This window comes from Actinomycetospora sp. CA-084318, from assembly GCF_050955885.1.
Lineage (GTDB): Bacteria > Actinomycetota > Actinomycetes > Mycobacteriales > Pseudonocardiaceae > Actinomycetospora.
This window is the reverse complement of sequence record NZ_CP192098.1, coordinates 5,659,562-5,683,239: the sequence shown is the minus strand read 5'-3', so window position 1 is coordinate 5,683,239 and position 23,678 is coordinate 5,659,562. Positions and strand designations below refer to the sequence as shown.

General features: G+C 73.4%; 24 protein-coding genes. 13 read left to right on the top strand and 11 right to left on the bottom strand.

What is annotated here, in order from left to right:
• The first annotated feature begins 19 nt into the window (after positions 1 to 19).
• From nuoL to ACQPYX_RS27705, 4 genes are read left to right on the top strand one after another with little or no spacing between them, the layout of a single operon-like run.
• A complete protein-coding gene (gene nuoL, locus ACQPYX_RS27720) occupies positions 20 to 2,029 on the top strand; it encodes an NADH-quinone oxidoreductase subunit L (RefSeq protein WP_433803817.1) in 2,010 nt (669 codons plus the stop codon).
• Positions 2,026 to 3,684, top strand: coding sequence for an NADH-quinone oxidoreductase subunit M (locus ACQPYX_RS27715; RefSeq protein ID WP_433800487.1), 1,659 nt, complete (start codon positions 2,026 to 2,028; stop codon positions 3,682 to 3,684). The genes nuoL and ACQPYX_RS27715 overlap by 4 nt, the downstream gene beginning before the upstream one ends.
• Positions 3,684 to 5,312, top strand: a complete 1,629-nt coding sequence (gene nuoN / locus ACQPYX_RS27710) for an NADH-quinone oxidoreductase subunit NuoN (protein WP_433800486.1) — start codon at positions 3,684 to 3,686, stop codon at positions 5,310 to 5,312. The genes ACQPYX_RS27715 and nuoN overlap by 1 nt, the downstream gene beginning before the upstream one ends.
• Before the next feature lie 4 nt (positions 5,313 to 5,316).
• On the top strand, positions 5,317 to 6,342 hold the full coding sequence (locus ACQPYX_RS27705) for a polyprenyl synthetase family protein (RefSeq protein ID WP_433800485.1): 1,026 nt from the start codon (positions 5,317 to 5,319) through the stop codon (positions 6,340 to 6,342).
• On the opposite strand, the gene ACQPYX_RS27700 is transcribed toward ACQPYX_RS27705, so the two are convergent.
• The gene (locus tag ACQPYX_RS27700; RefSeq protein WP_433800484.1) at positions 6,318 to 6,917 is read right to left on the bottom strand and encodes an EamA family transporter; all 600 of its coding nucleotides are present in this window, start codon (positions 6,915 to 6,917) and stop codon (positions 6,318 to 6,320) included. The genes ACQPYX_RS27705 and ACQPYX_RS27700 overlap by 25 nt on opposite strands.
• Before the next feature lie 8 nt (positions 6,918 to 6,925).
• Complete coding sequence (locus ACQPYX_RS27695) at positions 6,926 to 7,267, bottom strand: hypothetical protein (protein ID WP_433800483.1); 342 nt, start codon at positions 7,265 to 7,267, stop codon at positions 6,926 to 6,928.
• Positions 7,268 to 7,404: 137 nt separating this feature from the next.
• Here ACQPYX_RS27695 and ACQPYX_RS27690 point away from each other — a divergent pair, with 137 nt between their 5' ends.
• Positions 7,405 to 8,328 (top strand): patatin-like phospholipase family protein, encoded by a 924-nt coding sequence (locus tag ACQPYX_RS27690; protein ID WP_433800482.1) that lies wholly within the window; start codon positions 7,405 to 7,407, stop codon positions 8,326 to 8,328.
• A 185-nt stretch (positions 8,329 to 8,513) separates the two neighbouring features.
• On the opposite strand, the gene ACQPYX_RS27685 is transcribed toward ACQPYX_RS27690, so the two are convergent.
• The 3 genes from ACQPYX_RS27685 to ACQPYX_RS27675 form a co-directional block, all read right to left on the bottom strand.
• On the bottom strand, positions 8,514 to 9,608 hold the full coding sequence (locus ACQPYX_RS27685) for a 2-oxoacid:ferredoxin oxidoreductase subunit beta (protein ID WP_433800481.1): 1,095 nt from the start codon (positions 9,606 to 9,608) through the stop codon (positions 8,514 to 8,516).
• On the bottom strand, positions 9,605 to 11,524 hold the full coding sequence (locus ACQPYX_RS27680; RefSeq protein ID WP_433800480.1) for a 2-oxoacid:acceptor oxidoreductase subunit alpha: 1,920 nt from the start codon (positions 11,522 to 11,524) through the stop codon (positions 9,605 to 9,607). The genes ACQPYX_RS27685 and ACQPYX_RS27680 overlap by 4 nt, the downstream gene beginning before the upstream one ends.
• 134 nt (positions 11,525 to 11,658) lie before the next feature.
• Positions 11,659 to 12,501 carry an enoyl-CoA hydratase-related protein gene (locus tag ACQPYX_RS27675; RefSeq protein WP_433800479.1) on the bottom strand — a complete coding sequence of 281 codons (843 nt, stop codon included), beginning with the start codon at positions 12,499 to 12,501 and terminating at the stop codon, positions 11,659 to 11,661.
• A 27-nt stretch (positions 12,502 to 12,528) separates the two neighbouring features.
• On the opposite strand from ACQPYX_RS27675, the gene ACQPYX_RS27670 reads away from it, so the two are divergent.
• Positions 12,529 to 13,104, top strand: coding sequence for a PaaI family thioesterase (locus ACQPYX_RS27670; RefSeq protein ID WP_433800478.1), 576 nt, complete (start codon positions 12,529 to 12,531; stop codon positions 13,102 to 13,104).
• A 66-nt stretch (positions 13,105 to 13,170) separates the two neighbouring features.
• Positions 13,171 to 14,010: a zinc metalloprotease HtpX gene (gene htpX, locus ACQPYX_RS27665; protein WP_433800477.1), complete on the top strand. Its 840-nt coding sequence runs from the start codon at positions 13,171 to 13,173 to the stop codon at positions 14,008 to 14,010.
• Here the strand turns inward: htpX and ACQPYX_RS27660 are convergent.
• Entirely contained in the window at positions 14,001 to 14,594 is a 594-nt protein-coding gene (locus ACQPYX_RS27660; protein WP_433800476.1) for a hypothetical protein, read from the bottom strand. The genes htpX and ACQPYX_RS27660 overlap by 10 nt on opposite strands.
• Positions 14,591 to 15,241, bottom strand: coding sequence for a hypothetical protein (locus ACQPYX_RS27655; RefSeq protein ID WP_433800475.1), 651 nt, complete (start codon positions 15,239 to 15,241; stop codon positions 14,591 to 14,593). Before ACQPYX_RS27655 ends, ACQPYX_RS27660 begins: the two co-directional genes overlap by 4 nt.
• A 241-nt stretch (positions 15,242 to 15,482) precedes the next feature.
• Here ACQPYX_RS27655 and ACQPYX_RS27650 point away from each other — a divergent pair, with 241 nt between their 5' ends.
• The 3 genes from ACQPYX_RS27650 to ACQPYX_RS27640 all read left to right on the top strand — a co-directional run bounded on the left by ACQPYX_RS27650 (position 15,483) and on the right by ACQPYX_RS27640 (position 17,558).
• Complete coding sequence (locus ACQPYX_RS27650) at positions 15,483 to 15,935, top strand: hypothetical protein (protein WP_433800474.1); 453 nt, start codon at positions 15,483 to 15,485, stop codon at positions 15,933 to 15,935.
• 178 nt (positions 15,936 to 16,113) lie between these two features.
• Positions 16,114 to 17,166, top strand: coding sequence for a glycoside hydrolase family 172 protein (locus ACQPYX_RS27645; RefSeq protein WP_433800473.1), 1,053 nt, complete (start codon positions 16,114 to 16,116; stop codon positions 17,164 to 17,166).
• Positions 17,163 to 17,558, top strand: a complete 396-nt coding sequence (locus ACQPYX_RS27640) for an EVE domain-containing protein (protein ID WP_433800472.1) — start codon at positions 17,163 to 17,165, stop codon at positions 17,556 to 17,558. The genes ACQPYX_RS27645 and ACQPYX_RS27640 overlap by 4 nt, the downstream gene beginning before the upstream one ends.
• Before the next feature lie 217 nt (positions 17,559 to 17,775).
• Here the strand turns inward: ACQPYX_RS27640 and ACQPYX_RS27635 are convergent, their stop codons facing one another.
• Together ACQPYX_RS27635 and ACQPYX_RS27630 are read right to left on the bottom strand one after the other, a co-directional pair.
• Positions 17,776 to 18,960 carry a DUF998 domain-containing protein gene (locus tag ACQPYX_RS27635; RefSeq protein WP_433800471.1) on the bottom strand — a complete coding sequence of 395 codons (1,185 nt, stop codon included), beginning with the start codon at positions 18,958 to 18,960 and terminating at the stop codon, positions 17,776 to 17,778.
• Between the two features lie 8 nt (positions 18,961 to 18,968).
• Positions 18,969 to 19,874, bottom strand: coding sequence for a polysaccharide deacetylase family protein (locus ACQPYX_RS27630; protein ID WP_433800470.1), 906 nt, complete (start codon positions 19,872 to 19,874; stop codon positions 18,969 to 18,971).
• 28 nt (positions 19,875 to 19,902) lie between these two features.
• Here ACQPYX_RS27630 and ACQPYX_RS27625 point away from each other — a divergent pair, with 28 nt between their 5' ends.
• On the top strand, positions 19,903 to 20,679 hold the full coding sequence (locus ACQPYX_RS27625; RefSeq protein WP_433800469.1) for an SDR family NAD(P)-dependent oxidoreductase: 777 nt from the start codon (positions 19,903 to 19,905) through the stop codon (positions 20,677 to 20,679).
• 4 nt (positions 20,680 to 20,683) lie between these two features.
• On the opposite strand, the gene rfbA is transcribed toward ACQPYX_RS27625, so the two are convergent.
• Positions 20,684 to 21,574: a glucose-1-phosphate thymidylyltransferase RfbA gene (gene rfbA, locus ACQPYX_RS27620; RefSeq protein WP_433800468.1), complete on the bottom strand. Its 891-nt coding sequence runs from the start codon at positions 21,572 to 21,574 to the stop codon at positions 20,684 to 20,686.
• Between the two features lie 148 nt (positions 21,575 to 21,722).
• Here rfbA and ACQPYX_RS27615 point away from each other — a divergent pair, with 148 nt between their 5' ends.
• On the top strand, positions 21,723 to 22,001 hold the full coding sequence (locus ACQPYX_RS27615) for a hypothetical protein (RefSeq protein ID WP_433800467.1): 279 nt from the start codon (positions 21,723 to 21,725) through the stop codon (positions 21,999 to 22,001).
• Positions 22,002 to 22,059: 58 nt separating this feature from the next.
• Here ACQPYX_RS27615 and ACQPYX_RS27610 read toward each other — a convergent pair whose 3' ends face one another.
• Positions 22,060 to 23,082 (bottom strand): oxygenase MpaB family protein, encoded by a 1,023-nt coding sequence (locus tag ACQPYX_RS27610; protein ID WP_433800466.1) that lies wholly within the window; start codon positions 23,080 to 23,082, stop codon positions 22,060 to 22,062.
• 153 nt (positions 23,083 to 23,235) lie between these two features.
• Between ACQPYX_RS27610 and ACQPYX_RS27605 the strand changes: the two genes are divergently transcribed.
• On the top strand, positions 23,236 to 23,658 hold the full coding sequence (locus ACQPYX_RS27605) for a Clp protease N-terminal domain-containing protein (protein ID WP_433800465.1): 423 nt from the start codon (positions 23,236 to 23,238) through the stop codon (positions 23,656 to 23,658).
• Positions 23,659 to 23,678 lie beyond the last annotated feature (20 nt).

Genomic DNA, 23,678 nt, shown 5'->3' with positions numbered 1-23,678 from the left:
GAGCTCAGTGACTACGCAGATGCTCACCGAGCTGCCCCCCGTGGGCCCCGCGACGGGAGCAGGCTCCGCCGCCTGGCTCCTGGTCGCGCTGCCGGCCCTGGGCGCCGCGGTGCTCTTCCTCGGCGGTCGGCGCACCGACCGCTGGGGACACCTGCTCGGCACCGCGACGGTGCTGGCCTCGTTCGTCTACGGCGTCGTGCTGTTCGTGTCCGCCCTCGCCCTGCCCGGCGAGGAGCGGGTGCGCGAGCTGCCGCTCTACGAGTGGTTCGCCTCCGGCTCGCTGTCGGTGGAGTTCGGGCTGCGGCTGGACCCGCTGTCGCTGACGTTCGTCCTGCTCATCACCGGTGTCGGATCGCTGATCCACATCTACTCGGTGGGCTACATGGCGCACGACGAGAACCGGCGCAAGTTCTTCGCGATGCTCAACCTGTTCGTCGCGTCGATGCTCGTGCTGGTCCTCGGCAACGGGTTCCTCACCCTCTATCTCGGCTGGGAGGGCGTGGGTCTCGCGTCCTACCTGCTCATCGGCTTCTACGTGCAGCGCCCGCTCGCGGCGTCCGCGGCGAAGAAGGCCTTCCTGATGAACCGGGTCGGTGACGTCGGGCTCGCACTCGCGATCTTCATCCTGTTCGCGCAGCTGGGCACCACGCAGTACACCGAGGTCTTCGCTCGCGCCGGGGAGCTCTCCCCGGGCGCGATCACCGCGGTCGCGCTGCTGCTCCTGCTCGGGGCCTGCGGCAAGTCGGGTCAGTTCCCGCTGCAGGCCTGGCTCCCCGACGCCATGGAGGGCCCGACCCCGGTCTCGGCCCTCATCCACGCCGCCACGATGGTGACGGCCGGCGTCTACCTGGTCGCGCGGACGCACCCGATCTACGACCTGACGCCGACCGGCCAGCTCGTGGTCACCATCGTCGGCGCGATCACGCTGCTCATCGGCGCGATCGTGGGCTGCGCCTACGACGACATCAAGAAGGTGCTGGCATACTCCACGGTGAGCCAGATCGGCTACATGATGCTCGCCGTCGGGCTCGGCCCGATCGGCTACGCGGCCGGTCTCGCCCACCTGCTCACCCACGGCTTCTTCAAGGCCGGGCTCTTCCTCGGAGCCGGATCGGTGATGCACGGGATGGCCGACGAGACCGACATGCGCCGGTTCGGCGGGCTGTGGCGGCACATGCCGATCACGTTCGCGACCTTCACCCTGGGCTACCTGGCCCTCATCGGCTTCCCGTTCCTCTCGGGCTTCTACTCGAAGGACCTCATCATCGAGGCCGCCCTCGGCGGGCCGCCCGTGCGCGGGTGGCTGCTCGGCGGCGCGGCGCTGCTCGCGGCCGGGCTGACCGCCTTCTACATGACGCGGCTGATGCTCATGACGTTCTTCGGGCCGGAGCGGTGGCGTCAGCTCACCCCGCGCGCGGCCCCGTGGGACCCGTCGCTCGAGAGCGAGGCCGCCCCGCAGCACCCGGAGCCGGGGCACGGCTCGTCGTACCACCCGCACGAGTCGCCCGCCTCGATGACGGTGCCGATGATCGTGCTGGCGATCGGCTCGGTCGGCGCCGGTGCGTTCCTCGTCATCGGGGAGCGCCTCGGCGGCTGGCTCGAGCCCTCGATCGGCCCGCTGCGCGAGGTCGAGGAGGCCGTCATCCCGACGGGACTCGTCCCCGGCATCGCCTCGGTGCTCATGCTGCTCGGCGCCGGCATCGCCTACCTGACGGTCGGCCGGAAGCCGGTCCCGGTGGAGCGCCCGCAGAAGGTGGCGCTGCCGGTCCGCGCCGCGCGGGCCGACCTCTACGCGAACGCGATCAACGAGGGACTCGTCGCGCGGCCGGGCATCTGGCTCTCCCGCGCGCTGGTCTACCTCGACAACCGCGGGGTGGACGGGGCCGTCAACGGCACCGCCGCCCTGCTCGGTGGGGCGTCGGGCCGGGCTCGGCGCGCCCAGACCGGATTCGTGCGCTCGTACGCGCTGACGATGCTGGGAGGCTCGCTCGTGCTGGTCGCGGCGTTGCTGGCGGTGGCTCTGCCGTGAGCGCCCTCGTGATCGTCCTCGTCCTGCTGCCCCTGCTGGGGGCGGCGGTCTGCGGCGCCCTGGTCAAGGGCGGCCGCGACGCGTCGGCGAAGTCGCTGGGCTTCGCGGTGTCCCTCGTCGAGCTGGTGCTGGTCGCCGTCGTGTGGGGTCTGTTCGACCCGAGCGCACCGACGCGGTTCCAGGGCGAGTCCTCGGTGGAGTGGATCCCGGCCTTCGGGGTGTCGTTCTCGCTGGGGCTCGACGGCATCGCGCTCGCGATGATCGCGCTGCTGGCGGTCCTCGTCCCGATCGTCATCGCGTACACGTCGTTCACGCAGGCGGCGGAGCGGTTCCCCGACGGTCCCGACGGCGAGCCCCGCGGCGCGGGCGGCTTCGTCGCGCTGATGCTGTCGCTGCAGGGCGTGCTCGTGGCCCTGTTCGCCGCCACGGACGTCTTCGTGTTCTACGTGATGTTCGAGGTCATGCTCGTCCCGATGTACTTCATCATCGGGCGCTTCGGCGGGGCCCGGCGGCAGTACGCGGCGGTGAAGTTCTTCCTGTACTCGTTCCTCGGCGGGCTGATCATGCTCGGCTCGGTGATCGGGATCTACGTCGCGAGCGGCACCCGGCTCGGGGCGGCCACGTTCGACTGGGCGGAGCTGCAGCGGCTCGCGGCCCAGCTGCCGGAGTCCACCCAGATCTTCCTGTTCCTGGGGTTCTTCGCCGCCTTCGCGATCAAGGCGCCGCTGGTGCCGCTGCACACGTGGCTGCCCGACGCCGGTGCCCAGGCCCCGATCGGTGGTGGCGTGATCCTGGTCGGCGTCCTCGACAAGGTCGGCGTCTTCGGGTTCCTGCGCTACTGCCTGCCGCTGTTCCCGCTGGCCTCGCAGACCCTCGCGCCGCTCGTGCTCGTGCTGTCGGTGATCGGCGTGCTCTACGGCGCGCTGCTCGCCGCGATGCAGACCGACATGAAGCGCTTCGTCTCCTACACCTCGATCGCCCACTTCGGCTTCATCGGGCTGGGGATCTTCGCGTTCTCGCAGCAGGCGGTCGCGGGGTCGGCGCTCTACATGGTCAACCACGGTATCTCGACGGCGATGCTCTTCCTCGTCGTCGGCATGCTCGCCGCGCGCGGCGGGTCGACGCAGATCGCCGACTACGGCGGCGTCGGGAAGATCGCGCCGGTGCTCGCCGGTCTCTTCCTCGTCGCCGGTCTGACCACGCTGTCGCTGCCGGGCACCAACTCGTTCGTCTCCGAGTTCCTGGTGCTCATCGGCTCCTGGCCGCGCGAGCCGGTCTACACCGTGATCGCCACCGTCGGGATCATCTTCGCCGCGCTCTACGTGCTCTGGGTCTACCAGCGCACGATGACCGGCCCGCTGCGCGGCGAGGCCGTCGTCGGCGGCGGCCCGGGCGCGGCCACGGCGCGGGCGCTCGCGGGCGGTCCCGGCTTCTCCGACACCGTCGACACCGACCCGCCGGATGCGACGCGCCGGGCGCGCTTCGGTGACCTCTCCGGCCGGGAGATCGGCGTGCTGGCCCCGCTGGTGCTGCTGATCTTCCTGCTCGGGTTCTTCCCGCAGCCCCTGCTCGACGTCATCAACCCGGCGGTCTCCGCCACGATGAGCGAGGTCGGCGTCGCCGACCCGGTCGGCCCGAACGGAGTGGCCCGCTGATGGGTGTCCCCAGCCAGATCTCCGCCGCCGCCCTCGGCGTCGACTACGCGGCCCTCGCGCCGCTGCTGATCCTCTTCGTGGGCGCGATCGTCTCGGTGCTGATCGAGACCGTCCTCCCGCACCACCGCCGGCGCCCGCTCCAGCTCGTCTTCACCCTCGTCGTCGTGGTCCTCGCGCTCGGCGCGGTGATCCTGCGCGCGACGAGCGGGGCGACGGACGTCGTCGTGCTGGCCGGGGCGCTGTCGGTCGACGCGCCGAGCCTGTTCCTGTGGGGCACGCTGCTCGCGCTGGCGATCCCCTCGGTCCTGCTGCTGGCCGACCGCTCGATCGAGCCGGGCGGGGTGTTCCTGCCCGACCCCGAGGCGCTCGCCGCGGCCCGCGACCGGGTCGGGGCGCTGGCCGGCGGCGGGTCCGACACCGGGCGCCCGGGAACGGGCGGCTCCCGGGGCGGCACCGGCGCCGCCGAGGGCGGGCCCGCGCCGGAGATGCACACCGAGGTCTTCCCGTTCGTGCTCTTCGCCCTGCTGGGCATGCTCGCGTTCTGCTCCGCGAACGACCTCATCACGATGTTCGTGGCCCTCGAGGTGCTGAGCCTGCCGCTGTACCTGCTGTGCGGGCTCGCCCGGCGCCGCCGCCTGCTGTCGCAGGAGTCGGCGGTCAAGTACTTCCTGCTCGGCGCGTTCGCGTCCGCGTTCTTCATCTACGGCGTCGCCCTGCTCTACGGCTACGCCGGCTCCGTGCGGCTCTCCGACATCGCCGCGGCCGCGGCCGGCCCGCTGCGCTCGGACACCCTGCTCTTCGGCGGGCTCGCGCTCCTCGTGGTCGGCCTGATGTTCAAGGCCTCGGTGGGGCCGTTCCACACCTGGACCCCCGACGTCTACCAGGGCGCCCCGACGGCCGTGACCGCCTTCATGGCCGCCTGCACCAAGGTCGCCGCATTCGGCGCGATCCTGCGCGTGTTCACGGTGGCGTTCGGGACGACCGCGCTGGAGTGGCGCGGGGTGCTGTGGGCGGTGGCGATCGCGTCGATGGTGATCGGCACGGTGCTCGGGATCACGCAGACCGATCTCAAGCGCATGGTGGCCTACTCCTCGGTGGCCCACGCCGGCTTCCTGCTGATCGGCTGCCTCGCGATCACCCCGGCCGGACTCTCCGGCACGCTGTTCTACCTGCTGGCCTACGGCTTCACGACGATCGCGATCCTCGGCCTGGTCTCGCTCGTGCGCTCCGGCGACGGCGAGGCCGGTCACCTCTCGGGGTACGCGGGCCTGGCGCAGCGCTCCCCGGTGGTCGCGGCGGCCCTCTCGTTCTGCCTCCTCGCGCTCGCCGGCGTGCCGCTGACCAGCGGGTTCACCGCGAAGTTCGCGGTGTTCTCGGCCGGTCTCGGCGACGGGATGGCGCCGCTGGTCATCGTCGGTCTGGTCTGCAGCGCCATCGCGGCGTTCTTCTACCTGCGCGTGATCGTGCTCATGTACTTCTCGGATCCCGCGCCCGACGGTCCAACCGTCAGCCTCCCCGGCCCGATGACCACGGTGGCGATCACGCTCGGCGTCGCCGTGACCTTGCTCCTGGGAGTGCTCCCCACGGCCGCCCTGGAGTGGGCCGGTGCCGGAACCTTCCTAGGCTGAGGGAGTGAGCACGCAGCGCCCGGCCCCGCACGGACTGACCCAGGTCGCCGGACTCCCCCTCGGTGACGAGGCCCTCGCGGCCGAGGTGGCGTCCGGACTGGAACGGGTGGAGGACCTGCTCCGGCAGGAGGTGCACAGCGACTACCGCTTCGTCGCGGACACGTCGCTGCACCTCATCGAGGCCGGCGGCAAACGGTTCCGGCCGCTCCTGACGCTGCTCGCCGCCCAGCTGGCGGGCGGCACCAGCGAGGACGTGGTGGTCGCCGCGACCTCGGTGGAGCTCGTCCACCTCGCGACGCTCTACCACGACGACGTCATGGACGAGGCCGTGATGCGCCGCGGCGCCCAGAGCGCGAACGCGCGGTGGGACAACACCGTCGCCATCCTCACCGGCGACTACCTGTTCGCCCACGCGTCCCGGCTGGTCTCCCAGCTCGGGCCGGAGGCGGTCCGGATCATCGCGGAGACCTTCGCCGAGCTGGTGACCGGCCAGATGCGCGAGACCCGCGGCGCCCGCGGCGACGACGCGATCGAGCACTACATGGCCGTCATCGCGGAGAAGACCGGCTCCCTCATCGCGACCGCGGGCCGGTTCGGTGCGATGTTCGCGGGTGCGGCCCCGGAGCACGTCGAGGCGATGCGGCGCTTCGGCGAGATCATCGGCACGGCCTTCCAGGTCTCCGACGACATCATCGACATCGCCTCGCCGTCCGGGGACTCCGGCAAGACCCCGGGCACCGACCTGCGGGAGGGCGTCGCGACGCTGCCCGTGCTCTACGCGCTGGCCGACGACGGCCCGGACGCCGACCGGCTCCGGGCACTCGGGGTGGGGGAGAAGGAGATCACCGACGACGCGGTGGTCGACGAGGCCCTCGGCATCCTGCGCGCCTCCGACGGCCTCGCCCGGGCCCGCGCCGCGCTCGACGAGCAGGCCGACGCCGCCCGGGCCGAGCTCGCCGGGCTGCCCGCCGGCCCCGCCCGGGACGCGCTCGCGGCTCTGCTGGACTACACCGTCGACCGCGTCGGCTGAGTCTCGCGGGTCCCGACGGCGCGCCCGGCGCGTCGTCGGGACGAGGTCCACCCGTCGACCGCGAACACCAGCAGCGCGACCCACACGAGCACGAACCCGACCCACCGCGCGGGTGGCATCGGCTCGTGGTCGACGAGCACGCCCCACGCGAACTGCATCGTCGGGTTGACGTACTGCAGCAGGCCGAGGGTGGCGAGCGGGAGCCGCTTCGCGCCGAAGGCGAACAGCAGCAGCGGCAGCGCGGTGACCGGACCGGCGAGGACCAGCAGCACCGTGTGCCCGGTGCCGTGGCCGAACGTGCCGACCCCGACCGCCTGCAGCCACACCAGGTAGCCGATCGCGATCGGGCCGAGGAGGAAGCCCTCGGCGGTGAGGCCCGCGACCGGCGCGAGCGGCACCCGCTTCTTCAGCAGGCCGTAGAAGCCGAAGCTGCCGGCGAGCACGAGGGCGACCCACGGCAGGGCGCCCGTGCCGGCCCAGAGCACCGCCACGGCCACGGTCGCGATGCCCACCGCCAGCCACTGGACCCGCCGCAGGCGTTCGCCGAGCACCAGCACCGCGAGCACGACGGACACCAGCGGGTTCACGTATAGCCGAGCGCGCTCTCGACCACGCGGCCGTGCGTGACGCCCCAGATGTAGACGCCCCAGTTGATCGTGATGAGCACGCTCGCGACGGTGATCGTCAGCCAGGTGCGCGCCGACTGCCCGCGCAGCTGCGACCAGCCGCGCACCGCCGTGAGGACGACGAGCATCCCTACCAGCGTCCAGGCGATGCGGTGGGCGAGGATCTCCACCGACCCCGCGGGCGCGAGGAGCGGCCAGAACGCCGGGAAGGCGCCCCAGAGCACGTAGGCGCCCAGGGCGGCGGCGAGACCCGAGCGCGGCGGCCTCGTCGTCGGGTCGGTGGCACGGTCGTCGGGCACGACGTCGAGCCCATCACGGGATGCGTGCGCTACGCACCTGCTACTCGCCACCAGGTGGCAGGTCCCCGGGCACGTGCTCGCGGCCCTGCGGGGCGATCCGGGCGCCGGGGGCGGACGAACACGACCACGTGCACCCGGTGATCGAGATCCTGCGGGCCCGGCGGGAGCGGGGCGACCGCGACGACGGGTACCGGGTGGCGCTCGCGATCGAGGGCGGCGGCTCGCGCGCCACGCTCTCCGGCGGCATGGCGCTCGGTCTGGCCGAGGCGGGTCTGTCCCGGGCGTTCGACGCGGTCTACGGCGCCTCGGCCGGCACCATCAACGGGGCGTGGTTCGTCGCCGGGGACACCGCCCGCGGCATCCCGGCCTGGTACCGGCCGGGCGTGATGCGACGGGTCACGGGCGTGGTGCGGATGCTGCGCGGGCGCCCGCTCGTCGACATCCGGTGGGTGACCGACGAGCTGTACCGCGACGTCGTGCCGCTCGACTGGGCGGCGGTGCGGTCGTCGCCGGTGCCGCTGCACCCCATGGCGACCGACGCCGACACGGGCGCCTCGGTGGACCTGCTCCCCCTCGTGCACGACGACGCCGCGCTGCGGGCGGCCGTGCGGGCGTCGACGCACCTGCCGATCCTCGGCGGGCCGCCGGTCGAGGTGGGCGGGCGGCGCTTCCTCGACGCGGCCCTGGCCGAGACGCTGCCCTACCGAACACCACTCGCCCAGGGCATGACGCACGTGCTCCTCCTGCGCACCCGCCGCGCCGACGACCCGGTCCGTCCGCCGTGGCGCTCCGGCGACCTGCTGGCGCGCCTCGTCCTGCGACTCGGCACGCCGGGCGCGGCCGCCGCCTGGCGGGACCGCCACGAGCGCCAGCTGGCCGACGAGGACGACCTGCGCGGCCGCTGCGCGGACACGGTGCACGCGCTGCGGCCGCCCGCGGGCAGCCGCGACGTCGGCCAGCGCGAGACCGACGAGGCGGTGCTGCGGGAGGCGGTCGAGGTGGGTCGCCGGGTCGCCCTGGAGGCACTGGGGCCGGACAGCACCGGCGCGAGAGTGACGTAGGGCAGGTCCTGCGGGCCTGTCGGATGCCTGGTGTGCGCCTGGCGGGCGGAGCAGCGGAGTGCGCGTTCGCGAGGGTGACGGAGGGCAGGTCCCGCGGGCCCGTCGGATGCCTGATGTGTCCCTCGGGGACGACGAAGGCCGGCCCCCGCTGCGGGGGACCGGCCTCGTCGTCGTGCGGAGGAGCGCTACGCCTCCTGCTCGGGCGTCGGCATGACCGCCCAGGTGTCCTTGCCGGTCAGCAGCGCCTGGAGATTGTCGCCGCGCTGCTCGGCCTGCTCGGTGGCGGCCTTCACCTGCGCTCGGGCGCCGTCGTCGTACGTGGGCCGGTCGACCTTGCGGAAGATGCCCGTGACGGTGTGGGTCAGGTCCTGGTCGGACAGGCGCGAGAGCGCGAACGCCTGCGTCGGGTCCTGCTCGCCGGCACGGTGGACGACGAGGGCGTCCTCGCCGACCTCGGCCACCGGGCGCACCTCGAGCCCGCCGGAGTCCGCGCGCACGACGCCGTACTCGCCGTCGTTGCCGAACCGGATCGGCTCGCCGTCGACCAGCGGGATGAGCCGCTGGGCGACGTCGTCGCCCTTGCGCAGGACGTCGAACGACCCGTCGTTGAAGATCGGGCAGTCCTGGAAGATCTCGACCAGCGACGCACCGCGGTGGGCGGCGGCCTGGCGCAGGACCTCGGTGAGCCCCTTGCGGTCGGAGTCCAGGGCGCGGCCGACGAACGTGGCCTCGGCGCCCAGGGCGAGCGAGACCGGGTTGAACGGCGCGTCGACGGAACCCATCGGGGTCGACTTGGTGACCTTGCCGACTTCGGAGGTCGGCGAGTACTGGCCCTTGGTCAGCCCGTAGATCCGGTTGTTGAACAGCAGGATCGTGATGTTCATGTTGCGGCGCAGCGCGTGGATCAGGTGGTTGCCACCGATCGAGAGCGCGTCGCCGTCCCCGGTGACGACCCACACCGACAGGTCCGGGCGCGACACCGCGAGCCCGGTCGCGATCGCGGGCGCGCGGCCGTGGATCGAGTGCATCCCGTAGGTGTCGAGGTAGTACGGGAACCGGCTCGAGCAGCCGATCCCGGACACGAACACGATGTTCTCGCGCTTGAGGCCGAGCTCGGGCAGGAACGAGCGCACCGAGGCGAGCACGGCGTAGTCGCCGCAGCCCGGGCACCAGCGCACCTCCTGGTCGGAGGTGTAGTCCTTCGCCTTCTGCGTCTCGTCCGTGGTCGGGACGAGGTCGAGCCCACCGAGCTTCGGGGTCGGCAGATCGATGGCGGTCATGCGGGAAGGTCCCCCTTCACGGCGTCGGTGAGGACACCGGCGAGCTCTTCGGCCTGGAACGGCAGGCCGGCCACCTTGGTGTAGGAGCGCACGTCGACCAGGTACTTCGCGCGCAGCATCATCGCGAACTGGCCGAGGTTCATCTCGGGCACGACGACGCGGCGGTAGCGCGCCAGGACGTCGCCGAGGTTGCCCGGCAGCGGGTTCATCGAGCGCACGTGCGCCTGCGCCACGTTCATCCCCGCGGCCCGCACGCGGCGGCACGCCGCGCCGATCGGACCGAACGTCGAGCCCCAGCCCAGGACCAGGACCTCGGCCTCGCCGGACGGGTCGTCGACGGTGACGTCGTCGACCTCGATGCCGTCGATCTTGGCCTGGCGGAGCCGGACCATGCGGTCGTGGTTGTCCGGGTCGTAGGAGATCGAGCCGCGTCCGTCGGCCTTCTCCAGGCCACCGATGCGGTGCTCGAGACCCGGGGTGCCGGGGACCGCCCACGGACGGGCGAGGGTGTCGTCGTCGCGCAGGTAGGGCCAGAACTCGCTGCCGTCGGGGGAGTTCGGCGCGGTGGCGAACTCGACCGACAGGTCGGGCAGGTCCGCCACGTCCGGCACGTTCCACGGCTCGGAGCCGTTGGCGATCGCGCCGTCGGAGAGCAGGAAGACCGGCGTGCGGTACTTCAGCGCGATGTGCGCGGCCTCGATCGCGGCGTCGAAGCACTCGCTCGGCGACGCCGGCGCGATGATCGGCACCGGGGCCTCACCGTTGCGGCCGTACATGGCCTGCAGCAGGTCGGCCTGCTCGGTCTTCGTCGGCAGCCCGGTCGACGGACCGCCGCGCTGCACGTCGAGGATCAGCAGCGGCAGCTCGAGCGCGACCGCGAGACCGATCGTCTCCGACTTCAGCGCCACGCCCGGCCCGGAGGTCGACGTGACACCGAGCGCGCCGCCGAACGAGGCGCCCAGCGCCGCGCCGATGCCCGCGATCTCGTCCTCGGCCTGGAACGTGGTCACGCCCATCCCCTTGTGCTTGGACAGCTCGTGCAGCACGTCCGAGGCCGGGGTGATCGGGTAGGTGCCGAGGAACACCGGCAGCTTCGAGAGCTGCCCGGCGGCGACGACGCCGTAGGCGAGCGCGAGGTTGCCGGTGATCTGCCGGTACGTCCCCGTCGGCAGCGCGGCCGGCGCGACCTCGTAGGTCACCGCGAACGACTCGGTGGTCTCGCCGTAGTTCCAGCCGGTGCGGAACGCCAGGATGTTGGCCTCGGCGAGTTCCGGCTTCTTCGCGAACTTCTCGCGCAGGAACTGCTCGGTGCCCTCGGTGCCGCGGTGGTACATCCACGACAGCAGCCCCAGCGCGAACATGTTCTTCGCGCGCTCGGCGTCCTTCTTGCTCATGCCGGTCGGCTCGAGCGCGGTGCGCGTGATCGTCGCCATCGCGACCTGGTGCACCTGGTACGGAGCCAGCGAGTCGTCCTCGAGCGGGTTCGACTCGTACCCCACCTTCGCCAGGTTCCGCTTCGTGAACTCGTCGGTGTTCACGATCAGCACCTGGCCGTGCGGCAGGTCCTTCAGGTTCGCCTTGAGCGCCGCCGGGTTCATCGCGACGAGGACGTCCGGCCGGTCACCCGGGGTCAGGATGTCGTAGTCGGCGAAGTGGAGCTGGAAGCTCGACACCCCGGGCAGCGTCCCGGCAGGGGCCCGGATCTCGGCGGGGAAGTTGGGCAGGGTGGCCAGGTCGTTGCCGAACGCCGCGGCCTCCGAGGTGAACCGGTCCCCGGTCAGCTGCATCCCGTCGCCGGAGTCACCGGCGAAGCGGATGACGACGCGGTGGGTCTGCCTGACCTCGGTCTGCCGGATCTCGCCGTGGGCCACCAGGCGGTCGGGGAGATCGGCCCCGACCTCGGTGTCAGTGCTCATCGAGCGATCCAGTCCCTTCCTCATCCTGCGTGGCGCGCGCAAACACCACGTCAAACCTCCACGCTAACCCTGTGGTGATCGCCGCACGGGCCGGGTTCGTCACGGGTCACAGCGCTGGACCGAACAAGCTGACCTCACGACCGCTTCCGGAGTCGCTCCAGCCCCTCCCGGAACGCCGGCGAGCGCAGCGACGCGAGCTGCGGCCCGACCTCCACCGTCACCGCCTCCGCGTGGTCGGTGAGCGCGGAGGTCGTGCGGATCGACGCCTTGGTGGCGCGCACCAGGTCCCGACCGGCACGCGCCGAGAACCCCGCGAGGCGCAGCGCCTCCACCACGACGGGCGAGTGGCCCTGCTCGGGCACCTCACCCGGGACCCGGCGCAGCACGAGCCCGGTCCGCTCCGCGGCGGCCGCGTCCATCGCCTCGCCGCCGAGCAGCATCGCGATCGTGGTCTGCTGCCCGACGAGGCGCTGGGTCATCCACGTCATGCCGCCGCCCGGGTGGATGCCCAGGCGCAGGAAGCCGGGCTCGAAGCGCGCGGTGTCCCCGGCGAGCCGGATGTCGGCGGCGAGCGCCATGTTGATGCCCGCCCCCACCGCGGGCCCGTCGACGGCGGCGATCGTCGGCAGCGGACAGGCGGCGAGGCGGAGGAATCCCGCGTAGACGCCGCGGATGGAGTCCTCGCCGTCCTGCCCGGTCGTCGCGCCGACGGCCGCCAGCTCGTCGAGGTCGCCGCCCGCGCAGAACGCGGGTCCGCGGTCGGCGGCGCCGGTGACGACGACGGCGTGGACGCGCTCGTCGGCCTCCACCTCGTCGAGGACCGCCACGAGCGCGTCCGAGAGGGCACGGCTCATCGCGTTGCGCCGCTTCGGGTCGCGCAGCGTCACCAGCGCGATGACGCCGCTGTCCTCCCGCGCGCCCTCCGGGGCGATCCGCTCGAGCAGGACGTCGGGGGTGTTGTCTGCCACGGTCGCCATCCTTCCCGAGACCGTTAGCGTGCGCTCATGGCCGCGTCCCCCAGCCTGGAACTCCCCGCCGACGCCACGACCGCCGCCCGCCACGAGAAGGCGCCGACCGTGGGCGAGCGGATCCCGGTGCACTCCGCGGTGTGCTTCGGCTGCGCCGACCTGCCCCACGGGCTGCGACTGCAGTCCTGGGTGGCCGACGACGTGGACGGCGCGGCCACGGTGTGGAGCCGGATGGAGCTGCGGGCCGACCAGCAGGGCGCGCCCGGCCTGCTGCACGGCGGCCTGCTCACCGCGGCGTTCGACGAGGTCCTCGGGTCGGTCGTCGCGCTCGTCACCCGGCCCTGCGTGACCGCCCGGCTGGAGACCGACTTCCGGCGCCCCATGCCGATCGGGTCGACCCTGTGGCTGCGCGGCCGCGTCGACGGCCGCGTCGACCGCAAGCTCTACGTCACCGGGACCGCCCATCTCGACGCGCAGGACGGGCTGGTCGTCGGGACCGCCCAGGCCCTGTTCCTCAAGGTCGGCATGGAGCACTTCCTGCGCAACAGCCGCCCGGAGGACCTCGAGGCCCTGGGGGTGCCGGCCGAGCGGATCCGCGCCGCCCGCGGGTGAGCAGGGAACGCGCTCCCGCGCCCGTTCGTTGATCCGTGCGTACGACCGATCGGATCGACAGGGAAGGTGACGACGGTGCGCAACGGGCTCAAGACGGCCGTGCTCCTCGGGGCGCTGAGCGCGTTCATCCTGGTCATCGGCTCGTTGTTCGGGCGTGGCGGGCTGTTCCTCGCCCTGCTGGTCGCGCTCGGGGTGAACGGCTACTCGTACTTCTTCTCGGACCGGCTCGCGCTGCGCGCCATGCACGCCGTGCCGGTGACCGAGGCCGAGCAGCCCGTGATGTACCGCATCGTGCGCGAGCTCGCCTCGGCCGCGCACCAGCCGATGCCGCGGCTCTACGTGAGCCCCACCGAGGCGCCGAACGCCTTCGCGACCGGCCGCAACCCGCGCAACGCCGCCGTCTGCGCCACGACCGGCATCCTGCGGCTGCTCGACGAGCGTGAGCTGCGCGGGGTGCTCGGCCACGAGCTCTCCCACGTCTACAACCGCGACATCCTGATCTCGTCCGTGTCAGGAGCGCTCTCCAGCGTCGTCACCTACGTGGCGCTCGGCGCCCAGCTCTTCGGCGGTAGCCGGAACATCCTCGCGACGATGCTGCTCGCGCTCGTGGGGCCGGTGGCCGCCGGCATCGTGCAGATGGCCGTGAGCCGCACCCGCGAGTACCAGGCCGACGCCAGCGGCGCGCAGCTCACCGGTGACCCGCTCGCGCTCGCGTCCGCGCTGCACAAGCTGGAGTACGGCACGCAGGCGGCGCCGCTGCCGCCCGAACCCCGGCTGGTCTCGCAGTCCCACCTGATGATCACCAACCCGTTCCGGGCGGGCGAGGGCATGGCGAAGCTGTTCTCCACCCACCCGCCGATCGCCGACCGGATCGCGCGCCTCCAGCAGATGGCCCGTCACGGCTGATCCACGGCCACCAGGTCGGCCACGTGCAGGAACACGTCGTCGTCGATGCCCGCGCCCGCCGGGATGCGCGCGAGGCGCTCGGTGCGCGGCGGGGCGCCACCGGGCCGCAGGCGGTAGCGACGCACGGCCTGCAGCCGGAACGCCCGGTCGGTCGCGGCGTGGGCGCGCACGTCGACGTCGAGGTAGACCGATCCCTCGACGTACACGGGGCGCCCGGGCTCGAGGTCCGGCGCCGGGTGCATCCCGGCGCAGTTGAGCGGGACGGAGCGCCTCCCGACCACGAGCACGTCGAGATCACCGGCGGCGTCCCCCTCGACGGCGGGCACCGTGTCCACCCCCAGGACGCCGCAGGCGACGACGGTGCCGTACTCGTCGAGGTCCCAGAGCCGGGTGGGTCGGCAGCGGAGCCGGTCGACCTCGTCGGCGTAGATCATCGGCGTCACGTGCACGACGTCCCCGACCGCGGCGACCGGCAGCCGTCCCTCCCGGAGGTGCCCGGGCAGCAGCTGCACGGTGGTCACCTCGCGGCGGCGGGCCTCGTCGCGCGAGTTCCAGCCGCCGCACCGGTGTGCCGCGGCGGTCACGCGTCCGCCCCGTCCCGGGCGCCCTCGTGCGTCGTCGGGAGTTCGGCCCCCTCGGCGACGAGGTCGGCGACGTACACCGCGTCGTCGGACACCTCCGACGGGGCCGGGAACCGGCCGAGGGGGACCGGCCGGACCGGGACGGAGGCGGTGCGCCGGTAGCGGCGGACGGCGGCGAGCCGGAACGAGCGGCGGCACAGCGCGACGGCCTCGCCGTGCTCCGTGCCGGCGGCCAGCACCGGGTCGAGGTAGAGCGACCCGTCGACGTGGGCCGGGCCGTCGGCCTCCGGCGGGGTGGTCGCGGCCCAGTTCACGGGGGCGAGCCGGCCCCGCGCGGCGAGCACCTCGATGCTGCAGGAGCAGTCGCCGGCGGGGTCGAGCGCGACGGTGGTGAGGGTGCCCCGGGCATCGACGCACCCGAACTCGTCCACCGTCCAGTACTCGGGTGCGGGCACCCCGTGGTGGACGGCACCCAGGTGGATCGTCCCGGCATAGATGGCGGGGACCACCTCCAGCCGGTCCCCGACCCGGGGCCGCCCGAGCGCCTCCACGGCCAGCAGGTGCGGCAGCAGCTGCACCGCCGTCGCCCCGTCCTGCCGCCGTCCAACGGCCGTCCCCGTGCTCCGTCCCGACCTGCGTCGCGTGCCCATCGCGCCTCCCGATCTCGTCCTCGGGGGCTTGGACTGCACCGGGCGCCGATCGGTTCCATCTTTTTCCGCGCCCGTCCCGACGACGGGTCGCCCCCCGGCCGGGGGACACCCCCGTCCCCCCGCGTCGGGTCCGGCCGGTGGACCCGACGCGACCTCCCGCGGAGCCATGCTCGATCCCGTCAGCACGGAGAACGCCCAGGTCAGGACGCTCCCCGCGACTCCGAACCCCTCGGGAGCAGCCATGAACACCCGTCGCCTCGCCGCCACCCTCGCCGCCGCCGCCGTCGTCTCCCTGTCCGGGATCGGGGCCGGCACCGCCCTGGCCGCGACCCCGGTGAGCCCGGCCGTCCCGGTCACGCCCGTCACCCCGGTCACGCCCGTCCACCCGGTGAGGCCCTCGAACGGCGGCTCGGGCACCCACCACGGCACCGGCCACACGAGCACGTCGACCTCGGGCGCGGACGCCGGCAGCGGGTCGGCCCTGCCGCTGGTCCTCGGCGGACTGGGCATCGCGGTCGTGGCCGGCGGCGGCGCCTACGCGCTCGCCCGTGGCGGTGCCGCCGACCGGGAGCGGGAGCGGCGCACCGAGGTGCAGGTCGTCACCGCACCTCCCGTGCACTACGGCTACGACCAGCCGCCCTTCGTGCAGCCGCCCTACGCCCAGCCCCGCTACGACGGGCCCCGGTACCGGTGACCGGGCGGCCGCGGAAGATCAGCGAGCACCGTCGGTGCCGGCGGCGCGCGGCCGGGCACCGCAGGTGCTCGCTCGACCGCGCCCGACCCGGCTCGACCGCCGACCCGGTAGCCCGGTAGCCCGGTAGCCCGACCCGGCACGCCGACTGATCCGCCGCCCGGACGGGAACCGGACGACCATGACCGCCGCCTACGGCCCGCACGGATCGAGCCTGCGGGACCTGCCCCGCCTGCGCCGCACCCGCCGTCGTCGGGCGTCGAGCTGGGACCGGACCGGCGGCAACGACGACCGCGCCCACGTCCCGGCCGGGGAGTCGGTGACGCTGCTCGACGTCGACGGGGCCGGTGTGGTCACCCACCTCTGGATGACCGTGGCCGGCCCCCGGCGGAAGCGGGCCGAGCTGCTGCGCCGCCTGACGATCCGGATGTGGTGGGACGGCGAGGAGTCGCCGAGCGTCGCCGCCCCGCTCGGCGACTTCTTCGGTGTCGGCCACGGGCGGACCACGAACTTCGTGTCGGCGCCCCTGCAGATGAGCCCGCAGGACGGACGCGCGCTGAACTGCTGGTTCGCCATGCCGTTCGCCGCCGGCGCCCGCATCGAGGTGCAGAACGAGGCGCCCGGCGAGGTCTGGCTCTACTCCTACGTCGACCACGAGGAGCTCGACGAGGTCGGGCCGGACATCGGCCGGTTCCACGCGCAGTGGAACCGCGAGCGCACCCGGGGGATCCGGCCCGGCCTGCTCAACTCCCGCTACCAGTTCGGCGGGGAGAACCTGACAGGAGACGGCAACTACACGATCCTCGACGCCCGCGGCCACGGGCACTACGTCGGCTGCGTGCTCAACGTCCGCCCACGTCGGAGGCGCCGCTGGAACTGGTACGGCGAGGGCGACGACATGATCTTCGTCGACCAGGAGCCGGGCGACTGGCCGCCGACGCTGCACGGCACGGGCACCGAGGACTACGTCAACACCGCCTGGTGCCCCACGCAGGCCTACTGCGCGCCCTACCACGGCGTCACGCTGTCGGGCGGACGCAACTGGCGCGGCCCGGTGTCGCTGTACCGTTTCCACGTCGAGGACCCCGTCGTCTTCGAGCGGAGCATCCGCGTGACGATCGAGCACGGGCACGCCAACCGGCGCAGCGACGACTGGTCCTCGGTCGCCTACTGGTACCAGGCCGAGCCGCACGTCCCGTTCGAGCTCCCGCCGCTCGCGGAGCGGCTGCCGTGACCGGGCACTGGGTGTGGGTCGTCGGACCGGACTGCTATCTCGACGACGACGGGCGCGAGCACCCGAAGCTCGCGCCGGGCGCGCCCGCGATGCGCTGGGCCTGCCACCGCGACACGCAGCCGGGCGACCTCGCCCTGCTGTACCGGTCGCAGCGCGCGAAGGACCTCGCCTACCTGCTGCGGGTCACGTCGGAGCCGGCGTACGAGGCCGGTCCGCGGCCGTGGAACTGCGCGGCCGAGGTGCTGCGCCGGCTCGACCCGCCGATCCCGTTGGCCGACCTGCGCGCGGACCCCGTCGTCGCGACCTGGCCGGCGCTGCGCGCGTCGTTCGTGCGGACGGGCGCGCCGATTCCCGACGACGTCTGGCGACGCCTCGCGGAGATGACGGCGTGAGAAGGGGGCGGTGAGCCGACCGCCTCCTCGTCGAGATGGCGCTGGTGGGTCCGGTCCGATGTTTGCAGCACCTATGAGCACCATCTCGACGACCCTGTCCGGTCAGCGCCGCAGCCCCTCCGCGAGCACCGCATCCGTCGTCGCGGGGGGCGGGGCCCGCCGCGCCGGCACGGCAACGACGACACGAGGCTGGCGGACGCGATCGGCCCGGAGTTCCTCACCGCCCGCTGAGGACGACGGCCTGCGGGGCGCGGCCCACCTGCCGGTCGGCGCGCCGCACCGCCCCGAGAACCGCCACGACGAGCGGCCAGATCCCCAGGACGACGACCGTCACCCGCTGCGAGAGGCCGTACCAGGGCCCGCCCGTCACCAGCTCCACGGTGAACCACGCGAGCAGCACGGTCATGACGACGACCGCGACCAGCGACGCCCGCCGCAGCCCGGGCGCCGTCGTCGGGGACCGCACGAGCGACAGCGGCCACCCGACGAACCCCAGCCAGGCGAGGCCACCCGCCACCATGTGCGGCCACGAGGTGCCCTGGACCGGCTGGGGGAAGAGCGCGGCGAGCGCGAGGAAACCGCCGCCGGCGCCGAGCAGGACGCGCCCGGTGCGCGGCACCTGGTGCAGGCGGGCCGCCACCGCGACGTAGGCGAGCCCCACGACCAGCACCGTCGTCGTCATGATCCAGCGGTCGACCGCCCCGAGGCTCTCGAGGGCGCTCAGCGACATCGCGAGCGGGTCCACCGTCGGCTGGGCGGCCTGGGCCGCGACGAGGCCCACCGGGAAGACGACGAGCGGGACCAGGGCGAGCACCACCGTCCAGCGGGCCGACGCGGCGATCCGACGGGTGCCGAGGGCGACCCGCAGCGGCCACACCGTCTGCGCGAGCAGCACCGTCCGCTCGGCCGCGCCGAGCCACGTGCCGTCTGTCCAGGCCTGCGCGCAGAGCCACACGACGGTCGCCGTGACGATGCCCGTCATCACCAGCGACCCCGTCCGCAGGTGCGGCGCGCGGAGCAGACCCAGCGGCCACAGCGCGAAAGCCGCGCAGGCGAACGCCATCGCGGTCATGTGGACCGCCGAGCTGCCGTGTGCGGGCTGTGGCGCGAGGGAGACCACCACGACGGCGAGCGCCCCGGCTCCGAGCACCCATCGTCCGGCCCGCGGGGCGCGCAGCCCGGCCGCGACGGCCAGGTAGATAAGTCCCAGGGCGAGCAGCCCGGTCGTCATGACCCAGCGCTCGTCCGCGCCGCGCCCCGCGAGCGTGCTCACCGTCTGGCGGACCGGGTCGTAGCCGCCCGGTCGCTGCACGGCCTGCGCGAGCAGGACCGCCGTCACGAGCACCACCGGCGCGGCGGCCGCGAGCAGGAGCACCAGCGGCTCCCGCGCACGACCGATCATGGCCCCAGCTACCCGGAGCGCTCCGGGACGTACTCCTCCCACCAGTCCGCGACCTGCCGGCGGTGCACGAGGGACACCTCCGGCTGCGTGGTGGCCCACGCCAGGAAGTCGCGCACCGCGACCGCCCGGGACGCCTGGCCGCTCCAGCGCGGGTGCAGACCGACGGTGAGCAGGCGGGCCCCGGCGCCGTGCCGGGCCTCGTCGAGCAGGAGGTCGACGGCCCCGATCAGCGACTCCGCGAAGTGCCGTGGCGTCGCGTAGGTGGGCGGCAGGAAGTACCGCGTGTCGTTGTGGACCTTGGAGTACGGCACGACGAGCCACGGGCGGCCGTCCACCTCGACCCGGTACGGCAGTTCGTCGTTGACCGCGTCGCTGTCGTAGGCCAGGTCCGGATGGGCGGCCGCGAGCCGCCGGGTCCGTTGCGAGGGGAAGGAGCGCACGTACCAGCCCCGGACCGGGCGACCGACCAGCTCGGGCAGCACCCGCATCGCGTGGTCGAGGTCGGCGCGCTCCTCGTCCTCGGTCATCTGCGTGACCTCGGCCCAGCGGTACCCGTGGCCCAGCACGTCGTGGTCGCTCGCCCGCAGCCATGCCGCGAACGGTGGGTTGCGCTCGAGGGCCCGCGCGCACACGCCGAAGGTCACCGCGGCGTCGAACCGTTCGAACAGCCGGACCAGCCGCCAGATGCCGACGCGGGAGCCGAACTCGTAGTGCCCCTCGGTCCCGAGGTCGCGCACCGCCGGGTCGATCGGCAGCGTGTACTCGCCCCAGCTGTCGTTGCCCTCGTCGTCGGCCCAGGAGGCCTCCGCCCCCTCCTCGACGTTGACGACGACGTTGACCGCGACCAGCGAGCCGTCCGGCCACCGGTCGAGGGGCACGGTGCCTGCGTGGCCGACGAAGTCGCGGTCGATCATGGGTCCGGTCTACCCGAGGGGAGCACCGATGGACCGACTCGCCGGCCGTGTCTGTCTGGTCACCGGCACCGCGTCGGGGATCGGACGTGCGATCGCCGTCCGGTTCGCCCGTGAGGGGGCGACGGTGGTGTGCGCCGACCGTCGGTCGACGCCCGACGGGGGCGGGGAGTCGACCGTCGACCTCGTCCGCCGCGAGGGCGGGCGCGCCCACGAGGTGCTCGTCGACCTCGCCGACGCCGCGGCCACCGCAGGACTCGTCGACGAGGTCGTCGCCGCGCACGGGCGCCTCGACGTGCTCGTCAACAACGCCGCGATCTCGGTCGGACGTCCGCTGCTCGACACCACCCTCGAGCAGTGGGACGCGGTGTTCGCCGTCAACGTCACGGCGGTCTTCCTGCTGACCCGCGGCGCGGTGGCGCACATGCTCACGCGGGAACCCGACGAGCACGGCGTCCGCGGCCGGATCGTCAACGTGTCCAGTCAGCACGGGATGATCGGGGCGCGCGGCGACGCCGCCTACGGGACCTCGAAGAGCGCGGTCGTGTACCTGTCCCGACAGATCGCCACCGACTACGGCGCGGCCGGGATCGTCTGCAACGGCGTCGCACCGGGCAAGATCCTCACCGGGGCGGGCGGCCGCGAGGACGACCCGGCCTGGCAGCACCACTGGCGGGACCGCACTCCGGCTCCGCGGCTCGGCGTGCCCGACGACGTCGCGCACGCGGCGCTCTTCCTCGCCTCCGACGAGGCCCGCTACGTCAACGGCACGAACCTGATGGTCGACGGCGGGTGGACCGCGTCCTGAGCCGCTACGACGACGCGCCCGCCCGGCGCGCGACGTCCATGACGTACTCGCCGTAGCGCGACTTGCCCTGGGCCTCGCCGAGGCGCAGCGCCTGGTCGGGGGTGATCCAGCCCTCGCGCAGGGCGAGTTCCTCGAGGCAGGCGATGCGCACGCCCTGCCGGTGCTCGAGCACGGAGATGTACTGGCCGGCCTCGATCAGCGACTCGTGGGTGCCGGTGTCGAGCCAGGCGAAGCCGCGGCCGAGGTCGATCAGGCGGGCGTCGCCGCGGTGCATGTAGGCGAGGTTGAGGTCGGTGATCTCGAGTTCGCCGCGCGCCGAGGGGGTCAGGCAGCGGGCGAGCGAGACGACGTCGTTGTCGTAGAGGTAGAGCCCGGTGATGGCGCGGTTGGAGCGCGGCTTCGCCGGCTTCTCCTCGATGGAGATCAGCCGGCCGTCGGCGTCGGCCTCGCCGACGCCGTAGCGCTCGGGGTCGCCGACGGGGTAGCCGAACAGGGTGGCGCCCTTCTCGGTCTCGACCTGGGCGACGGCGCGCTGCAGGATCGTCGAGAAGCCCTGGCCGTGGAAGATGTTGTCGCCCAGGACGAGGGCGGCGGTGTCGTCGCCGACGTGGTCGGCGCCGATGAGGAAGGCCTCGGCCAGGCCGTTGGGTTCGGCCTGCTCGGCGTAGGAGAAGCGCACACCCCACTCGGAGCCGTCGCCGAGCAGCCGCCGGAAGGCGGGGAGGTCGACCGGGGTGGAGATGATCAGGATGTCCCGGATGCCGGCGATCATGAGCACCGAGATCGGGTAGTAGATCATCGGTTTGTCGTAGACCGGCAGGAGCTGCTTCGAGACCGCCCGGGTGACCGGGTGCAGTCGGGTGCCGCTGCCCCCGGCGAGCACGATTCCCTTCACCCCGGGGACTCTAGATGGCGCATCCGCCGTCACTCCTTCGAGTGCCCCCGGTCAAGGTGCGATAACGATCCGGTCGCGCGTCGCGACAACCCGGGCACGAGCGCATCGCTCGGAACCCATCGCCCAGCGCACCTCCCGGGGGACACCTGTGTCTGCACACCGCCGCACCCGCCGTGCCCGCCCCGTCGTCGGACGGGTCGCCCTCGCCGGGGTCGCGCTCGCCGGGCTCTCCGCCGCTCCGGGCGCCACCGTCGCGTCGTCGACGCCGCTCGAGGCCCCGGCGGCGCCCGTGGTCGTCGCGCAGGGCCCGCTCGCGGCGGCGCCGGCCGACCACGACGACGTGCTCTGGTACGGCCTGCTCTCCGCCGCCGCGCTCGCGGGCGCGGCCGGGGCGCACCAACTCGTCGGCCGGCCCCGCCGCGCCTGACGGCGGGCGACGGTTCCCCGGGCGGCGCGGTCCCGGGGAACCGCGCCCACGGCTCGGCTCACGCCGGGAACGGCACCAGCTCCTCGCGGTGGTGGAACGGGTAGGGCGCGGGCCCGGCCTGGGCGGACCGGGCGGCGAGCAGTTCGGCGTACTGCGTGCGCGGATCGACCACGCCGTAGGCGGCGCGGGCCTCCGCGGGCTCCCGGACCACCGGGTTCACCGGCCGCGTCCCCCGCAGCACCGGTTCGAGGATCGGCACCGTCCGCGGGCTGGCCAGCTTCAGGGCCCAGATCTCCACGTGCTTGCTGGCCGCCACGAGCCGCACGACGGGTCGGGTCAGGGCGATCGCGACCCGGTCGGTGAAGCCCGACTGCCCGGTGGCGCCGAGCTTGCGCATCCAGCGCGGCATCGTCGCGATGACCGCGCGGCGGACGACGGCGTTGAACACGAACCGCAGCAGGGCGGGGGTCCGGTCCGGGACGACGGTGGTACTGCTGTCGAGCAGGAAGTCCATCATGTCCTGCGCGACCTCGGAGCCGACCAGGCGCGGCCGGTAGGCGGCGAAGTAGGCGCGGACGCCCTCGCGCGAGCGCGGCACGTCGGCGGGGTCGATCGTCTGGAACTCCGCGGCCCGCGCGCACTCCTCCCAGTACTGCGCCTCCTCGTCCGGCGTGAGCCTCCCCGGGCCGAACACCTCGTAGGTGTAGAGGATCGAGTGCCAGGCGGTGAGGTGGATCCAGAGCTGGGAGGCGGGGTCGTTGGCGTCGTAGGTCCCGCCGGTCACCGGGTCGTGCCCGATCGCCCGCGAGTGGATCTTCACCAGCGTGTCCGAGGCCTTCAGGACGGACTCGGCGTCACCGAACTTCACCGTCGCGAAGTACTGCATCGTCCGGTCGTAGCGCAGCCGCGGTCGCTGCTTGACCTGCCCGGACTGGTCGACCGAGGCGACCAGGTGCGGGTCGAGCTCCTCGATGACGACGGCCCGGAGGAACCCGAGCACGATCGAGGTGGGATAGCCCCAGACCTTCCAGGTCACCGAGTCCGGACCGAAGAAGCCGTAGTCCTGCTGTCGTCGGGTCACCGCGCCACCTCCGTCGCCAGGTATGTGCGACGCACGGTAACCCTATACAGCATGTAACGGCTACCCCCGGTAAGAGGTACATGCTGTTCCCCCTGGTGAGATCAGGGTTTCACCGGAGGCAACGGTGCCTTCCCGACGACGAGGGTGGTCGCCATGCGCCTCACCTCCCGCTCCTCGCGATCGCTCGACCTCGCTCGGACCGAGGCCCTCGCCCTCGGCGCCGGGACGATCGGCACCGCACACCTGCTGCTCGGCCTCGTGCGCGAGGGCCGGGAGAGCGGCGACCCGCTGCTCGCCGGGGTGGACCCGGACCGGGTGCGCGGCCTGCTGCCCCTGCGTCCGCCCGACGGCGCGCCGCTGCCGCTCAGTCCCGGCGCCGCCGCCGCGCTGACCGTGGCGGCCCGGGACGCCGCGGGCGGGCGGGTCGACGCCGCGCAGCTGCTCGCGGCCGTCCTCACCCACCCGACGTCGACCGCGGTGGACGTGCTCGAGCGGCTCGGGACCGACCCCGGCCACCTGTGGGCCCGGGCGCGTTCGGCCGCCCCGGCGCCGGTGCCGGTGCTCGTCCGGCACTGACGGCGTCCGATATTTTCTCG

Coding starts and splice junctions, on each gene's coding strand:
- nuoL (WP_433803817.1), top strand. CDS start 20: ATGCTCACCGAGCTGCCCCCCGTGGGCCCCGCGACGGGAGCAGGCTCC.
- nuoN (WP_433800486.1), top strand. CDS start 3,684: ATGGGTGTCCCCAGCCAGATCTCCGCCGCCGCCCTCGGCGTCGACTAC.
- ACQPYX_RS27685 (WP_433800481.1), bottom strand. CDS start 9,608: ATGACCGCCATCGATCTGCCGACCCCGAAGCTCGGTGGGCTCGACCTC.
- ACQPYX_RS27680 (WP_433800480.1), bottom strand. CDS start 11,524: ATGAGCACTGACACCGAGGTCGGGGCCGATCTCCCCGACCGCCTGGTG.
- ACQPYX_RS27675 (WP_433800479.1), bottom strand. CDS start 12,501: ATGGCGACCGTGGCAGACAACACCCCCGACGTCCTGCTCGAGCGGATC.
- ACQPYX_RS27670 (WP_433800478.1), top strand. CDS start 12,529: ATGGCCGCGTCCCCCAGCCTGGAACTCCCCGCCGACGCCACGACCGCC.
- ACQPYX_RS27655 (WP_433800475.1), bottom strand. CDS start 15,241: ATGGGCACGCGACGCAGGTCGGGACGGAGCACGGGGACGGCCGTTGGA.
- ACQPYX_RS27650 (WP_433800474.1), top strand. CDS start 15,483: ATGAACACCCGTCGCCTCGCCGCCACCCTCGCCGCCGCCGCCGTCGTC.
- ACQPYX_RS27645 (WP_433800473.1), top strand. CDS start 16,114: ATGACCGCCGCCTACGGCCCGCACGGATCGAGCCTGCGGGACCTGCCC.
- ACQPYX_RS27635 (WP_433800471.1), bottom strand. CDS start 18,960: ATGATCGGTCGTGCGCGGGAGCCGCTGGTGCTCCTGCTCGCGGCCGCC.
- ACQPYX_RS27630 (WP_433800470.1), bottom strand. CDS start 19,874: ATGATCGACCGCGACTTCGTCGGCCACGCAGGCACCGTGCCCCTCGAC.
- ACQPYX_RS27625 (WP_433800469.1), top strand. CDS start 19,903: ATGGACCGACTCGCCGGCCGTGTCTGTCTGGTCACCGGCACCGCGTCG.
- ACQPYX_RS27605 (WP_433800465.1), top strand. CDS start 23,236: ATGCGCCTCACCTCCCGCTCCTCGCGATCGCTCGACCTCGCTCGGACC.